Annotated in this window: 13 protein-coding genes; 7 read left to right on the top strand and 6 right to left on the bottom strand. The window is 74.2% G+C overall.

Annotated elements, in window-relative coordinates:
• Positions 1–217: 217 nt before the first annotated feature.
• The 5 genes from RM609_RS24740 to RM609_RS24720 form a co-directional block, all read right to left on the bottom strand.
• Entirely contained in the window at positions 218–1123 is a 906-nt protein-coding gene (locus RM609_RS24740) for an SGNH/GDSL hydrolase family protein (protein ID WP_311613742.1), read from the bottom strand.
• A 99-nt stretch (positions 1124–1222) separates the two neighbouring features.
• Positions 1223–2839 carry an ABC transporter ATP-binding protein gene (locus RM609_RS24735; protein WP_311613741.1) on the bottom strand — a complete coding sequence of 539 codons (1617 nt, stop codon included), beginning with the start codon at positions 2837–2839 and terminating at the stop codon, positions 1223–1225.
• 3 nt (positions 2840–2842) lie between these two features.
• Complete coding sequence (locus tag RM609_RS24730; protein WP_311613740.1) at positions 2843–3688, bottom strand: ABC transporter permease; 846 nt, start codon at positions 3686–3688, stop codon at positions 2843–2845.
• Positions 3685–4629, bottom strand: a complete 945-nt coding sequence (locus RM609_RS24725; RefSeq protein WP_438828521.1) for an ABC transporter permease — start codon at positions 4627–4629, stop codon at positions 3685–3687. The genes RM609_RS24730 and RM609_RS24725 overlap by 4 nt, the downstream gene beginning before the upstream one ends.
• Positions 4630–4640: 11 nt before the next feature.
• Positions 4641–6167: an ABC transporter substrate-binding protein gene (locus RM609_RS24720; RefSeq protein WP_438828524.1), complete on the bottom strand. Its 1527-nt coding sequence runs from the start codon at positions 6165–6167 to the stop codon at positions 4641–4643.
• Between the two features lie 384 nt (positions 6168–6551).
• Here RM609_RS24720 and RM609_RS24715 point away from each other — a divergent pair, with 384 nt between their 5' ends.
• The 5 genes from RM609_RS24715 (at position 6552) to RM609_RS24695 (ending at position 12625) form a co-directional block, all read left to right on the top strand.
• The gene (locus tag RM609_RS24715; protein ID WP_311613738.1) at positions 6552–7571 is read left to right on the top strand and encodes a TauD/TfdA family dioxygenase; all 1020 of its coding nucleotides are present in this window, start codon (positions 6552–6554) and stop codon (positions 7569–7571) included.
• Positions 7572–7608: 37 nt separating this feature from the next.
• On the top strand, positions 7609–8661 hold the full coding sequence (locus RM609_RS24710; RefSeq protein ID WP_311613737.1) for an ornithine cyclodeaminase family protein: 1053 nt from the start codon (positions 7609–7611) through the stop codon (positions 8659–8661).
• Positions 8658–10049, top strand: coding sequence for an alanine racemase (locus RM609_RS24705; RefSeq protein ID WP_438828523.1), 1392 nt, complete (start codon positions 8658–8660; stop codon positions 10047–10049). Before RM609_RS24710 ends, RM609_RS24705 begins: the two co-directional genes overlap by 4 nt.
• Positions 10050–10115: 66 nt before the next feature.
• Complete coding sequence (locus RM609_RS24700; RefSeq protein WP_311613736.1) at positions 10116–11180, top strand: cysteine synthase family protein; 1065 nt, start codon at positions 10116–10118, stop codon at positions 11178–11180.
• Positions 11180–12625 (top strand): MATE family efflux transporter, encoded by a 1446-nt coding sequence (locus tag RM609_RS24695; protein ID WP_311613735.1) that lies wholly within the window; start codon positions 11180–11182, stop codon positions 12623–12625. Before RM609_RS24700 ends, RM609_RS24695 begins: the two co-directional genes overlap by 1 nt.
• 61 nt (positions 12626–12686) lie before the next feature.
• Here RM609_RS24695 and RM609_RS24690 read toward each other — a convergent pair whose 3' ends face one another.
• Entirely contained in the window at positions 12687–13646 is a 960-nt protein-coding gene (locus RM609_RS24690) for a ScbA/BarX family gamma-butyrolactone biosynthesis protein (RefSeq protein ID WP_311613734.1), read from the bottom strand.
• A gap of 107 nt (positions 13647–13753) precedes the next feature.
• On the opposite strand from RM609_RS24690, the gene RM609_RS24685 reads away from it, so the two are divergent.
• A complete protein-coding gene (locus RM609_RS24685) occupies positions 13754–14383 on the top strand; it encodes a ScbR family autoregulator-binding transcription factor (RefSeq protein WP_311613733.1) in 630 nt (209 codons plus the stop codon).
• A complete protein-coding gene (locus tag RM609_RS24680; RefSeq protein WP_311613732.1) occupies positions 14380–15366 on the top strand; it encodes an NAD-dependent epimerase/dehydratase family protein in 987 nt (328 codons plus the stop codon). The genes RM609_RS24685 and RM609_RS24680 overlap by 4 nt, the downstream gene beginning before the upstream one ends.
• Positions 15367–15534 lie beyond the last annotated feature (168 nt).

Here is a 15534-nt window from a genome sequence, read left to right as displayed (position 1 = left end):
CCGGGCCGTGCGGTGCCGCCGGTCCGGTCTCACGGTGGGTGCGGGTGCGGCCGTCACGGCACCGCGGGCCGGTGGGGGCTGGTCGCGCAGTTCCCCGCGCCCCTTACGGGGCGCAGTGCCGCACGGGGCCTGCCGCGCCCCCCGAAGGGGGCGCGGGGAACTGCGCGACCGGCCACGACGCACCCGCAGCCGACTTACCGGACTCCCCGCGGAGCGCTTAGCCGCGAACGACCCCGTACACCGCGCCGGCCATGGCCGCCTCGCCCTTGGCGTTGGGGTGGAACGGCGCGGCCGGGCTCTCGGGCTGGACGCCCTCGACCCAGCGGTCCGCCGCCGGGGTGCACACGTCGTGGCCGACGGTCGTGCCGTAGGTGTCGACGTAGCGGACGTGCGCCGCGCGCGCCTGCTGCTGGAGCATCGTGTTCAGACGCTTCTCGGTGTCCCGCAGGTAGGGGGCGTCACCGGCGGCGATCGGCACGGACGGGAAGCAGCTCGTGCCGTTGTCCGGCATGATCGACGGGTAGCCGACGAGCGCGACCTTGGCGTACGGGGCGCGCTCGTGAACGGCCTTCAGCACCTTGGCGATCTTCGGTGCGGCGTCGTTGATCCGCTGGGTGAGCACGTCGGAACCGTCGGCGGCGGTGTACTGCTTCTTGCAGGGGGCGCCGGTGGGGTCGGTCGCGGACAGCACGGCGCAGCTGCCGATGATGGTCCCGAAGCCGATGTCGTTGCCGCCGATGCCGACGGTCACGAGGCGGGTCTGCTTGCCGAGGGCGTCCAGCTGGGGACCGGCCGAGCCCGCCTGGGTGTTCCACATGTCGTCGGTCTTCGCACCGCTGCAGCTGACGTCCTTGAAGGACTTCTGGCCCAGCTTGGCGGCGGTCAGCGAGGGGTAGTTGACGCTGGAGCGCGCGCAATCCCCGCCGGTCTGCTCGGGTATGCCGGGGCCCGAGGTGTACGAGTCGCCGAGCGCGACATAGCGCGCGCTGTCGGCCTGACCGGCCGGGGTGGCCGCCGTCGCGGGACCGGCCACTACGGCCGCTCCGGCCGTCAGCACCGAGGCCGCGCCGAGCGCCGCGAGCGCCTTTCCGTACCGCGCGCCTCGTTCTCGCACCTGTGCCACAAGTACTCCAAAAAGGGTGTGAAGGGGGCCTTTTTCTAACTGACCGACCAGTCAGTAACTGATCAGTGCGGGCTAGACTCCCCTCCCGGTTACCGTCTGTCAATCCGGTGGCGCGACGCGGCCTTCCGCCAGGAAGAGGACGGTGTCGGCGTACGCAGCGACGAGGTGCGGCTCGTGGCTGACGAGGGCGAGGGCCAGCCCGCGCTCGGCCCTGAGCCGGGCGAGCAACTCCATGACCGCGACGGCCGTGGCGGGGTCCAGGGCCGAGGTGACCTCGTCGCAGAGCAACACGTCGGGGCGCGGGGCCAGGGCGCGGGCGATGGAGGCGCGCTGGCGCTGTCCGCCGGAGAGCTCGTAGGGGTAGCGGCGCGCGTACTCGGGCGGCAGGCCGACGTCCCGCAGGAGCTCGGCCACGCGCTCCGCGGTGTGTTCGCGGGGGACGACCCGGTGCAGCCGCAGCGGGCGCGAGAGTGAAGCGCCGATGGTACGGGCCGGGTTGAGGGCACCGAGCGGGTTCTGCGGCACGAGCTGGACCCGACGCCGCTGGTCGCGACCACGCGCGCGGACTCGGGTGGGCAGCGGCGCGCCGTCGAGGGTGAGTTCACCGTCGTCGACGGGCCGCAGGCCGGCGAGGACCCGCAGCAGGGTGGTCTTACCGGACCCGGAGGGGCCGACGATGGCGGCGACGGTGCCGGGTGCGACAGCGAAGTCCACGCCGTCGAGGGCGTGTCGGTGCGGGTTTGCGCTGCCGCGCGCGGAGGGGGACGCGGCGTAGGTCACCCGGATGCCGCGGGCGACGAGCCCGGCGGGGGGCGGGGGCGCGACCCCCGGCGCCAGGCCGGGCGCGGGCGTGGGCACAGCGGGGAGCGCGGCGAGTCGGGACAGGGACGCAGGCGCGGTCAGCGGTCCCGGCGCGCGCTGGTGCGCGGGGACGCCCGGAGGTACAGCGCCCAGCGTGTTCGTGCCGAGGTCGATGACGTCGTCGGCGCAGCGTGCGGCGAGTTCGGGGTCGTGGCAGGCGAGGGCGACGGCGATGTGGCGGTCGGTGGCGATGTGGCGTAGGAGGTCGGCGATCTCGTCGCGGAGTGCGGGGTCGAGCCCCGCGGTCGGTTCGTCCAGGAGCAGGACGTCGGGGGTGCGGGCGAGGGCACGGGCGAGGACGACGCGGCGTTGCTGGCCGCCGGAGAGGGCGGTGGGGCGGCGGTCGGGCAGCCCGTCGTCGAGGGGCAGCCGGCATTCCGCCAGCAGTTTCATCACGTCGGCCGGGCTCGCGCCGGTGGCGAGCTCGGCGACGAGGTCGCGGACCCGCATCCGGGGGTTGAGCCCGGAGCCGGGGTCCTGGCCGACGAACGCGAGGCGGTGACGCCGCAGTTCGCGCAGCCGCGCGGGCGGCAGGGCGAACACGTCCTGGTCCAGGACGCGTACGCTCCCCCGGGTCACGCGTGCCCCCGGGGGCACATCACCGAGGACGGCGCGGAGCAGCGTCGTCTTGCCCGAACCGGAGGGCCCGGTCAGGACGGTGATCCGCCCCCGGCGCAGCGTGAGCCCGGCGGGGGCGAGCAGCAGGGGGCCGTCGGGGATGCGGACTTCGAGTCCGGCGACGGCGGCGACGATCGGGGCGTCGCCGACGCCCGGGCCGGGCGCCGTCGCACCCGAATCGGTGCCCTCCGTACCGGGCCCGCCAGGGCCCGCGCCGCATCGAGGCATCGTCGTCATCGTTCACCGCCTCCCTGCGGTGCCGAGGGTGCCGAGGGTGCCGCGCGTCCGTGGGGCCAGGGCGTCCGCAGCGAGGTTGGTGGCGATGGCCAGGGCGGCGATGGCGGTGGCGGGGGCGGCCACGGACCAGGGGTTGAGGAGGATGCCGGGGGCGTTCTCCCGGATCATCAGGGCCCAGTCGGCCTCGGGCGGCTGCGGCCCGAGCTGGAGGAAGCCCGCCATCGAGATGACATAGACCGCCTCGACGAACCGCAGCCCGAACAGGGCCAGGACCGTGGCGCGCAGGTTGGGCAGGATCTCGCGGAGCGCGACGCGCCACAGCCGTTCGCCGCCCGCGATGGCGGCCTCGACGAATCCGGCGCCGGCCAGGGGCGCGGCCGCGGCGGCGACGACGCGTACGGCGTAGGGGGTGCCCAGGACGACGGCTGCGGCCGTGACGGCCAGGCGCCGGCCGCCGGGCCAGGCGAGCGCGAGGAGCATGAAGCCCAGCACCGGCGGCACGAGGATGACCAGGTCCGCGGTGCGCTCGACGACCGCGCCCAGGCGAGGGCTCAGCACGGCGACGCAGCCCAGGACCGACGCCAGGCAGGTGACGACCACGGCCACCGCGAGCGCGCTGGCGATCAGCGCGTCGCCGCCGTGCAGCAACCGGCTGAGGACGTCCCGGCCCAGCTGGTCCCCGCCGAGGATCGCGCCGTCGCCGGGCCCGGCGTAGGGGGCGGTGACGGGGGTGTCGAGGGGGTGCGGGGCCAGCAGCGGGCCGGTCAGCGCCAGCATGGCGAGGATCACGGCGGGGGCGGCCACGAACAGGCCGCGCCGGCACCGGCCGAAGAGAACGAGAGTGCTCATGGGTGGGCTCCTACCGTGCGGGCGCGGACGACGTCGGCGAGGAGGAGCACCACGGTGATGACAGCCGCGGCGCAGGCGACGACCCCGGCGATGACGGGCGTGTCGCGGTCGGCGACGGCTCCGGCCAGGACGGTGCCGATGCCCGGGTAGTTGAAGAGGGTCTCGACGACGACGGCCCCGCCGAGCAGCATGCCGGTGGAGGTGGCGAAGCCGGTGGCGACGGCGGGCAGGGCCCCCGGCAGCGCGTGGCGCAGCACCACCCGGTGGGCGGGCAGCCCGTCGAGGACGGCGGCCTCCACATGGGGGGTCGCGGCCTGGTCGGCGAGGGCTGCGCGGACGACGCGGGTGTTCCAGCCGGTCTGGGGCAGGGCGAGGGCGAGGACGGGCATGACGAGCATCGTCCAGTCGGCGGGGCCGCCGTCGGCGCCGGTGAGGGTGGCGGCGGGGAGCCAGCCGGTCCACAGCGAGAGCGCGAGCAACAGGCCGACGGAGACGACGAATTCGGGGAGGGCGAAGGCGGCGGTGGCGGTGACGTCGACGATCCGGTCGACGGGTCCGCCGGGCCGGGCGGCGGCGGCCCAGCAGCCAAGGGTCAGCGACAGCAGGACCGTGAGGACGAACGCGGTGCCGCCCAGCAGCAGGGTGTTGGGGAAGGGCGCGGCGAGCAGGTCGGTGACGTGCTGGCCACGCGCGGAGGTGCCGAGGTCGCCGGTGGGCAGGGCGGTGATCCAGTCCCAGAAGCGTTCGGGGAGGGGCCGGTCCAGGCCCAGCAGGTGCCGTCGCGCCGCGATGCCGGCGGCGCCCTCGCCGCGGTCGGAGGTGGCGGAGGCGGCGTCGCCCGGCAGCAGTTCGATCGCGGCGAAGACGACGGCGAGGAGCGCGACGAGCAGCAGGAGCCGCCGGCCCAGGAGCATGGCGGCCCGCGATATGCCGGAAGTCACCGGGCGAGAGGTCACCGGGCGAGCCAGGCGTTCTCGAGCTGGACGCGCCCGTAGCCGGGGAGCGTGGGCAGGCCGCGGACCTTGGCGGCGGCCAGGTCGATGCCGTCGGCCATGCCCCACAGCAGATAGCCGGAGCGTTCGTGCTCGATCCGCTGGAGCTCGCGCAGCTTGCGGGCCCGTTCGGCGGCGTCCTTGGTGCCGAGGACGTCGCGGTAGGCGGCGTCGTAGTCCTTGTCGGAGAAGTTCGCCTCGTTCTGCCCGGCGCCGGTGACGAGGGTCTTGGAGGCGAAGAAGACGACGGAGTCGTTGGTGCCCCAGTAGTTGGTGTAGAAGTCGCCCTTGAGCCAGGTCCGGTCGTAGAAGGTGCCGGACTCCTGTTTGACGACATCGACCTTGATCCCGGCCTCGCGGGCCTGGGCGGCGAAGAGGGTGGCGGATTCGGCGAGGCCGGCGATGTCCTCGGTGGTGACGAGGTCGTAGGTCTTCCCGAGGTCGAAGCCCGCTTCCTTCAGGAGCCGTTTGGCCTTGTCCAGGTCGCGGGCGCGCTGCGGAATGTCCTTGGCGTAGGCGGGGTCGGCGGTGCCGAGGATGTCGTTGGCGACGGTGCCGTAGCCGGAGAGCACCTGTTTGACCATGGCCGGGCGGTCCACGACGAGCTTGAACGCCTCGCGGACCCTCGGGTCGGCGAAGGGGCTGCCCTCGGAGGTGCGCATGACGATGGGCATGGCCATGTCCTGGGGCCGGCGGACGACCTGGACGTCCTTGCGGGCGGCGGCCGTGCGGCCGGCGACGGCACCGGCGTTGGAGGCGAGGTCGATCTGGCCCGCCAGCAGGGCGTTGGCCATGGCCTGGGGGCTTTCGAACATGGTCACTTCGATGGCGTCGAGGAGGACCTTCCCACCGTGCCAGTGCTCGTTGCGCACGAGGCGGGCGTTGCCGTTGCGGTACCAGTCGAGCGTGAACGGGCCGGTGCCGGGCGCCTTGGGCAGGTCCTTGTCGGCGGTGTCCTTCTTGAGGACGAAGGTGGAGAGCCGGGTGAGGAGGGGGAGTTCGGCGTTGGCGTAGTCGGAGACGAGGACGACGGTGTCCTTGCCGTCGGCCGTGATGTCGTCGGCCTTGATGCCGGGCAGCCGGGCGGCGCCGGCGGGGGTGTTGCGGAGCCGGCGCAGGGACCAGACGACGTCGTCGGCGGTGACGGGCGTGCCGTCATGGAAGGCGGCTCCCTTGGCGAGGGTGAAGCGCCAGGTTTTCAGATCGTCGGAGGGGGTCCAGGAGACGGCGAGGCGGCCCACCGTGTTGGCCTTCGCGCCGGGGGCGGTGAGCGTGTCGTACACGAGGGCGATGACGAGATAGTCGCTCTCGTTGCCCTGATTTCCGTGCGGGTCGCGGGTGATGGCGGACGTCCGGCCCAGCGCGCCGACGCGCAGGGTGCCTCCGGGGCGCGGCTGGTTTCCGGCGTTCGAGGCGGCCGTACCGCCACCGTCCTGACAGGCGGTGAGCAGTGCGGCCGAGCCTATGGCGGCTCCGGCCAGCAGCATCTGGCGCCTGGTGAAGTCCACGTCGTCCTCGATCCGGCAGATGGGGGGTCACTTCCGAGCTACTTAGGTTTGCCTACCCTAACTGCAGCCGTCGCCGCAAGCTCGGCTGGTCGATGCATGGATTTCGGCCAGGGCATCAACCCCCTTGATTCCGGGGCCCATCACCTGGAAACGGACCAAGCGGGTAACCCGCGAGTTAGGTTTGCCTTACCTAACTTCTGGCGGTACGTTTCTGGCCAGTCCCCGACGCCACGGGCCGGCGGCCACACCCCACCGCCCCCTCCCCCACCCTGCCCCCGGCGCGGCCCGCCGCCGCGCCATGCCCGTATGCCCGCGTCGCCCCTTCGGACTCGCACACCCCGCTACGGAACGGAAGATCGCGCCATGAGCACGGGAACCGCACCCGTCCCCGCCCCCGTCCGCCTGCTCGACGACGCCTCGGTCGATGAACTGCATCGCGCCGCCGAGGAGATCCTCACCGCCTTCGGTACCTCCGCCACCTCCCCCGAACTCCTGCGGCGCGTCCGGGAGTCCGCCGCCGCCCTCGGCCCCGCCATCCGGCGGCAGTGCCGGCCCGTGGACACCGACGCCGGCCTGTTCGTCCTGCGCGGCCTGCGCGTGGACGACGCCCGCATCGGCGACACCCCGGGAAGCTGGCGCACCGCCGGCGACTCCGGAGCCCACCACGACATAGCCCTGCTCCTGCTGGCCACCGTCATGGGCGACCCCATCGCCTGGGAGGGCCAGCAGGAGGGCCGCTTCGTCCACAACATCGTCCCGGCCCCCGGGCACGAGCGGGAGCAGACCGGCGCCAGCAGCAGCGTGCTCCTCAGCCCGCACACCGAGGACGCCTTCCACCCCGGCCGCGCCCATCTGCTGATGCTCACCTGCATGCGCAACCACGACGCCATCGCCACCACCGCGGCCAGCGTCCGCCGGGTGCGCCTGGACGACGCCACCGTCGAGGAGCTGACCCGCCCCGCGCTGCCGATCCTGCCCGACGACGCCTACGCCGAGGCCCAGGGCTTCGCCGGGGAGCCGCCGCGCGTCCCCGCCCTGTGGCGCTCCGCGGACGGCCTCACCCTGCGCTTCGACCCGGCCTACACCCCGCTGGCGGACGCCACCCCCGCCTACCGGGCCGCCTATCGGCGGCTGGAGGAGGAACTCGCCCGCGTCTCCGTGGCGGTGAGCCTCTCCCCCGGCGACGTCCTCGTCGTCGACAACGACCTCGTCGTGCACGGCCGGGTGCCCTTCACCGCCCGCTACGACGGGACCGACCGCTGGCTCAAGCGCGCCTCGGTCCGCGTCCCCGGCCGCCGCACCCGACCCGCCGCCGAGGCCGCCGAGCACGGCTACGGACAGGCCGCGATCGAAGCGCACGCCGCCGAGGCCCACGCCGCCTGACCCCGGCCCGACCCCGCACGGACATGAAGGAACCCCCATGACGGACACCGCCCCCGCCGACCGGGGCCACGACCCCACCGCCCAAGGCCACGACTCCGCCCGAATACGCGACGACAGGACCCTCACCGTCCTGTCCACCAGCGACGTGGCGGGCATCGACATCACCCCCGCCGACGTCCTCGCCACCGTGGAGAACGCCTACCGCACCCTGGCCGCCGGCCGCTCCGACAACCCCCGCAAGCTCACCGTCAAGCCCGGCGACGGCCACTCCGTCGCGTACGCGATGCTCGGCCGCGACGGCTCCCGCGACGTCGTCGCCGTCAAGACCTCGTACAAGCACGGCCTCCACAGCCCCCGCGACGAGCAGCGCTACTACACCACCCTCACCCTCTACGACGACGTCACCGGACTGCCCCTGGCGATGATGGACTGCGGCCGGATCGGCGCCCTGCGCACCCCCGCCGTCTCCGCGCTGCTGGCCCGCGAGTGCGCGCCGCCCGCGGCGCGCGCCGCGCTGGTCATCGGCACCGGCACCCAGGGCCGGCTGGCCCTGCCGTTCCTGCTGACGGCGCTGCCGGGCCTGGAGCGGCTGATGCTCCACGGCACCCACCCCGACGGCATCACCGCCGTCCGCCGCCAGTTGCGCGCGTACTTCCCCGGCCGGGACGTGGAGATCGTCACCGACCTGCGGGAGGCCGCCGGGGCCGCCGACGTCGTCGTCGCCACCGCCGGGCCCCACACACCCGCCGCCGTGGAGGCGTCCTGGCTGCGGCCCGGTGCCCTGGCCGTCCTCGTCGGCCACGGCCTGGCGCCCTCCACGCTGCATCAGGCCGACCGCGTCGTGGCCACCAGCGAGGCCCAGATGCGCGTCACCGGCACCGACATGGCCGACGCCGCCGGCGAACTGCCCGCCGTGGACGCCGAGTTCCCCGCCGTCCTCGCCGGGGAAGCCTCCGGGCGCACCGCACCGGACCAGCGGATCTTCGCCTACAACAGCGGTCTGGTCGTCACCGACATCGCGCTCGGCCACCGCTTCGCGCAACTCGCCCTCACCCAGGGCATGGGAACGCGGGTGCCGCTGTGGCAGTGACAACTACCGACACGACCACCGGCACGACCACCGGCACGGCCGCAGCCCCGCCGCTGCCCGCCCACCCGGACGCCCAGGTCGCGACGGTCCTTACGAGCGGACTGCTCCAGGAGCTCTCCTACGCCTTCGACGGGCCGTTCCACTTCCTGCTCCCCGACCGCTTCGACACCAACCTCGCCGCCTTCCGCGCCACCCTCACCGAGGCGGGCGTGGCGGGCCGGGTGTACTACGCGAAGAAGGCCAACAAGGCGGCCGTGTGGGTCGAGCGCTGCGCGGCGACGGGCGCGGGCGTGGACGTCGCCTCCGCCGGGGAGCTGCGCGAGGCCCTCGCCCACGGGGTGCGCGGCGAGGACGTCACAGTCACCGGCCCCGCCAAGCACGAGCAGTTGCTGCGCGTGGCGCTGCTCCAGGGCGCGCTGATCGCCGTCGACTCCCCCGCCGAGCTGGACCGGATCCTTGCCCTGACCGGTGAGACGGCCCGCCCGGCCCGGGTGCTGCTGCGCCGGCTGCCGCCGGACCAGCCGCACAGCCGCTTCGGGCTCGACGACGAGGAGACGGCCGCCGCCCTGCGCCGCTGCGCGGCCGCCGGCCCGGCCGTGAGCATGGAGGGCTTCAGCTTCCACCTGTCCGGGTACGCCCTGCGGCCCCGCGCCGACCTGGCCGGCCGGCTCGTCGACGAGTGCCGGGCGGCGCGGGCCATGGGCCTGCGCGCCGACCGGATCAGCATCGGCGGCGGCTTCGCCGTCGACTACGCGGCCGCCGACGACTGGCACGGGTTCCTCGCCGAGCAGCGGCCCGGGCACTACCACGCGGGCAAGTCGTTCACGGCGGGCGACTTCTACCCGTACCACTCCCCGCTGGCCGGCGCGGACGTCCTGCGGGCCGTCCTGGCCACCACCCCCGAGGGACACTCGGCGAGCCTCGCCCGGCTGCTCCGGGACGCGGGCGTCACCCTGATGCTGGAGCCGGGCCGCGCCCTGCTGGACCGGGCGGGCTCGACCGTCTTCCGGATCCAGGGCGTCAAGGAGCGGGACGGGTACGCCGTCCTGACCGTGGACGGCAGCAGCCTCAGCCTGTCGGAACAGTGGTTCAACAGCGAATACCTGCCGGATCCCGTGCTGCTCACGGCGTCCGGTCCCGCCGAGGGCCCCGCCGTCGTCGCGGCCTGCGTGGGCGGGGCGACGTGCCTGGAGTCCGACATGGTCACCTGGCGCAAGGTGCCCCTGCCCGCCCGGCCCCGGGAGGGCGATCTGCTGGTCTACCCCAATACGGCCGGCTACCAGATGGACTCCAACGAATCGCCCTTCCACGACCTTCCGCTGCCTCCCAAGGTCGTCCTCGACCGTCTGACGGGGCGGCCGCGCTGGCGCCTGGACCGCCACTCCTGACGCTCACCCCCGTGAAGCCCCGTGAAGCCCCGTGAAGCCCCTCACCGCACAGGAGCCCCTGATCCCATGAACGCGGCACTCACCGCCCGCCCCGCGCCGGTTCCCCCGTCCGCCGCGCCCGCCCGGCCCGCCGTGGTCACCCGTGTCTCCGAGCTCATCGGCCACACCCCGCTCCTGGAGCTCTGCCGCACCGGAGACAGCAGCCGGCTGCTGCTGAAGCTGGAGATGTTCAACCCCATGGGCACCGCCAAGATCCGGATGGCCCGTCAGATGGTGCTGGACGCCGAGTCCCGGGGCGAACTGCGCCCGGGCGGCCGCATCGTCGAGTCCACCTCCGGCAATACCGGCCTCGGCCTGGCCGTCATGGCCGCCGAGCGCGGCTACGCCTTCACCGCCGTCGTCGACAACCACGCCTGCGCCGACAAGCTGCGCGCGATGCGCGCGCTGGGCACCGAGCTCGTGTACGTCACCGACGACGGCACGGACGACCTGGCCACCGCCGCCCGGGAGGAGCTCGCCGAGAGCCTCGCCCGGGGGCAGGACAACACGATCTTCACCGAGCAGCACAACAACCCCAGCAACGGCGTCGGTTACGCGGCCGTCGCCCATGAGCTCCACGACGCCCTCGACGGCCGCGTGGACGTCCTCGTCGCCGCCGTCGGCACCGGCGGGGCCCTGTGCGGCACCGCCCGCGAGCTGCGCCGGCTCGTCCCGGAGGTGCGGACGGTCGGGGTGGAGCCCAAGGGGTCCGTCGCCTTCGGCGGGCCCGCGCACGACTACTACCAGTCGGGCACCGGCACGCCCGAAGGCGCAGGGATCGGCGCGCTGGTCGACTTCTCGCTCATCGACGAGGGCGTCAAGGTCGGTGACGTCGAGGCGTTCGCCACCTGCCGCGCGGTGGCCCGCACCGGCCTGCTCATCGGCGGTTCCGCCGGCGGCGTCGTCCACGAGGCGCTGCGGCGGCTGCCCTCGCTTCCCCCGGGCAGCACGATGGTCGCGCTGGTCAACGACGGCGGCGAGAAGTACCTGGACACCGTCTTCGACGACGACTGGATGGCCGCCCGCGACCTCCTCGACCCGGTCGTGGAACGCGAGATCGGCGACCTCCTCGCCACCCTGCGCGGTCGCTGATGCCCGCGATACCGTCCGGCCCGGCCCGGCTGCTGCGCGATGGCCGGGCCCTGGCCGTCCTCGCCGTCCCGCTCGTCCTCACCCAGCTCGCCCAGGTCGCGCTCACCACGACCGACACCGTGATGATGGGCCTGCTCGGAACGGAGGAGCTGGCGGCGGGCGGCCTCGCCATCGTCGTCTTCAACCAGTTGCGCACCATGGGCGTCGGCCTGGTGACCTCCGTCGGCAACCGGGTCGCCGCGGCGGCCGCGCGCGCCGAGGCGGCCCCGGGAAAGCCCGGATCCCCCGAGGAGCCGGGCTCCCCGGGGCCGGACGACGAGGTGACCGCCGTCGCCCGGGCCGGGCTCGCGGTGGCGACGCTCGCCGGCGTCGCCGGGGCCGTCCTCATGGTCGCCATCGGCCAGTGCCTGTCGCTGCTGGGCCAGGACGCGGACGTCGCCGACCGGGCCCGTTCGATGCTGGTGGCCCTCGCGCCGGGGCTGCTGCCGTGCCTGTGGTTCCAGGCGGTGCGCCAGTTCACCGTCGGCATGCGCCGGCCGCAGGCGCTGCTGCGGATCACCCTGGCGTCCGTGGCCGTCAACGCGGGTCTCGACTGGGCGTTCGTCCACGGCACCTGGGGCCTGCCCCGGCTGGGCCTGACCGGCATCGGCGTGGCGACGTCACTGGTGTATCTGCTGTCCTTTCTCGCCCTGTACGCCTCGACGCGCCGGGACCCGGTGCTCGGCCCACGCCTGAGCCTCTCTCTTCTGAGCGCGGACCGCGCCACCGTGCGGCGGCTGATCGGGCTGGGCGTGCCGATCGCGGCCACCTACGGCTCGGAGGCGGGGTTCTTCTCGCTGACCGCGCTGATGGCCGGTTCCTTCGGCAGTGCCGCGCTCGCCGCCCACACGGCCGTCAACCAGCTCGTCTACATCGTCTTCCAGGTGGCCGTGGGGCTCTCCCACGCCGCCTCGATCAATGTCAGCCGTGAGCTGGCCCTGGGGGACCTCGTCGCGGCGCGGCGTCTGAAGAACACCGCGCTGGCCTGCGCCGCCGCCGTCATGGCGGTCGTCGGCCTCTGCTATCTGGTCTTCCCCGGCCTGGTCCTGCGCCCGTTCCTCGACTCCGGCTCGGCGGGGGACGGCGACGCCCTGTCCATCGCCACCGGGCTGCTCGCGGTCGTCGCCGTCCTCCAGTTCTTCGACTGCGCGCAGAACATCGGCGTCGGCCTGCTGCGGGGCCTGGACGACACCAAGGGCGGCTTCCGCGCGACGCTGGTGGGCTACTGGCTCGTCGGGCTGCCCGCCTCGCTCCTCCTCGGGTACGCGGCGGACCTGCGCACCCTCGGCCTCTGGCTCGGGCTGCTGGCGGGTCTGGCCACGACCGCGGCCCTGCTGCTGCGCCGCTACGCCGCGGGCCTGCGCGCCCGTGGCGGCGCGGTCCCCGAGGCGGTGCCCACGGGCTGACCGCGCCACAAGCCCCGGTCCCGTACGGGTGGTTCGCGCCCGCCCGTACGGGACCGTGCCGTCAGACCCCGGCCCGGCCGGGCGTGCTGACGACGACCGCGGAGAACGCCTCGCGGTCGTTCTGGCGTGCCGTGACCCGGGTGCGGGTGAGGGAGCCGTCCTCCTCGGTGAGGACGGTCGCCTCTATCCAGCAGGGGCTGTCGAACTCCACGTACTGGCTGAAGACGGATGTAAGGCCCAGGACGGCCCCGTGGTCCGGGCCCGTGGCGGCGAGCGCGGCCTGGCGGGCGGCCTCCAGCAGCAGCATGCCGGGGGCGTGGTCGACCGGGTGGTCGAAGAGCACCGGGTGGCTGGGGTCCACGCGCAGCTGCCAGAGGCCGTCGGCGTCGGTGGGCGAGAGGACCACGTCGTGGAAGCGGTCGCGGCCGACGCGCCCCGGCGCCAGGGGCGGGGCCAGCGGTACGGCCCGGGAGACGACGGAGGGGTCGCCGTACTCGCCGCGCAGCCGCCGGTAGACGGCCGGGGCGTGGCTGGTGAAACGGGCCCGGGCGGTGCCCAGCGGAGCGCCGTCGCGCAGCGCGGTGACGTCCATCACCAGGGCGGAGAGCCGGCCCTGACGGCGCTTGACGTCACTGCACGCGATCCGCAGCTCCAGCTCGGCGGGGGTGGCGGCCACGGCCGTCGCGGCCGGGTGGAGCTCGTAGCGGAAGTGGTCCCAGATGAGGTGGTGGCCGAACGGGGTGTCATAGGCCAGATGGGACAGCAGGGGGATGGCCTGCCGTACGGTCTCGGCGAAGAGGAGCGGGTCATAGTGGCCGTCGACCGGGGTGTAGAAGCTGTGGGTCCGCGGCCACTGGGCGCCTATCGCGAAGGTGTCGTCGGCGACGCGCTCCCAGCCGGTGAGGAGGACCTCGGCCAGAGCCGCCTTGTGGACGTACTGCCGGGGCACACAGGTGCCGAGGCCGTGCGGCACGGCGGTGGTGGTGATCGAAACGGGTGCTTGCTGAACGAGATTGGACATACCGACTTCCCGGACGCTCTGACGCTACTGCTGCGCTGTCTCTGACCTGGAGCCGTAAGATAAAGGGTGTTCGTTTTGTTTGTCGAGAGATCACAGGGAGTCACCTCATGGCGAGGCCCAGACAGGACCGCGCGGTGAGGACCCGCGCCGCCATCCTTCACGCGGCCGCGGAGGTCTTCGACGAGTTCGGGTTCAGCGGCGCCAGCATCAGCAAGATCATCAAGCGGGCGGACGCCACCCAGGGCGCGATGTACTTCCACTTCAAGTCCAAGGAGGACCTCGCCCGGGCGGTCATGAACGAACAGGGCGAGGGCATCGTGATGCCCGAGGGCGAGGCCGGCCTCCAGCACCTGATCGACATCACCCTCCACCTGGCGACCGAGCTCCAGACCAATGTGCTGCTGCGCGCCGGCGTCCGGCTCGCCGTCGAGCAGGGCGAGTTCGGCGTCCGCGACGACACCGCCTACCAGGACTGGGCCGCCCGCTTCCACGAGCAGCTGGTCGTCGCCCGCGACAAGAACGAGCTCCTCCCCGAGGTGGACGAACGGGAGCTGGCCTGGGTCCTGGTGAGCTGCTACACCGGCACCCAGCTCTTCTCCCAGGTCTCCACCAACCGCGCCGACCTGCCCGAGCGCGTGGCCCTGCTGTGGCGCTACCTACTGCCCGGCGTCGCCACGCCGGAGACCCGCGCACGGCTGGTCACCGACCCCGGCGCGGCCGGGAAGGGCCGCCGGTGAGCGGGCCGTTGATCGCCCTCACCGGCGCCACGGGGTTCATCGGCTCCGCCGCGCTGCGCGAACTGGGCCGACGGGGCGTACGCGTACGAGCGTTGACACGTCACCCCGGCCCGGACGGCGACCCACTCGTCGAGTGGGTGCCCGGCGACCTGACCGACCCCGGCTCGCTGCGGGGGCTGTGCGAGGGGGCCGACGCCCTGCTCCACCTGGCCTCCTGCGTCTCCCCGGACGAGAGCCTGTGCGAGGCGGTCAACCACCGAGGCGCCGTCGCGCTGGCCGCCGAGGCCCGCCGGGCGGCGGTACCCCGCGTCGTCGCCCTGTCGACCGCGGCCGTCTACGGCCCCGGGCCGCACACCGGACCGGATGTCGACGCGATCCGGCCCGCGCCCGCCTCGCCCGCGAGCCGCACCCGCCTGGCGGGCGAGGCCCCGATGCTCGACTGCGGGGCCGCGGTACTGCGCCCGGGGCTGGTGCTGGGCGCGGGCGACCGCTGGGTGGTGCCGGCCCTGGCCGAGCTGCTGCGCCGGGTGCCCGCGCGCTGGGACGGCGGGCGTGGCCTGCTGTCGGCCGTGGACGTCACCGATCTGGCGCGGCTCGTCGCGGAGCTGGCGTGCGGCCCGCGCGCCGTGCCGGCGGGGGTCCACCACGCCAGCCACCCGGACCCGGTGCGCAACGGCGACCTGATGGACGCGCTCGCCGAGCACGCCGTCCTGCCGCGCGCCGGGGCCGACTGGCCGTGGGAGCGCTGCCTGGAGAGCCTGCGCCTCAATCCCGGACGGATGAGCGAGCGTCAGTTCGCCCTGCTCGCCCGCGACCACTGGTACGCGAGCGCGGAGGTGTGGCGGGCGGCCGGCTGCCCGCCGGGGCCGGGCGTCCTCGCCCGGCTGGAGGCGGCGGCGCCCTGGTACCGGCGGCACCTGGCGCCCATGGGCCAGGCCGTATCCGGCGGATCTTCGTCACGCGGCCACCACGGCGCTCCGTAAGGGGCGCGGGGAACTGCGCGACACGCCACGACGCACCCGCAGAGGGAGTGCCGCGCTTCGCCCGGACCCCCGGGGCCGCGCGTCGGCTGCGGGCCGTCGGTGGCCGATCGCGCAGTTCCCCGCGCCCCTTACGGGGCACTCGTGGGCCGCGGACGCGCGGCGCCGCCG

Origin of the sequence: Streptomyces hesseae (genome assembly GCF_031845785.1) — a bacterium.
Classification (GTDB): Bacteria; Actinomycetota; Actinomycetes; order Streptomycetales; family Streptomycetaceae; genus Streptomyces; species Streptomyces hesseae.
Note: the sequence above shows the minus strand (reverse complement) of the source record. Positions and strands in the feature narration are given on the sequence as shown.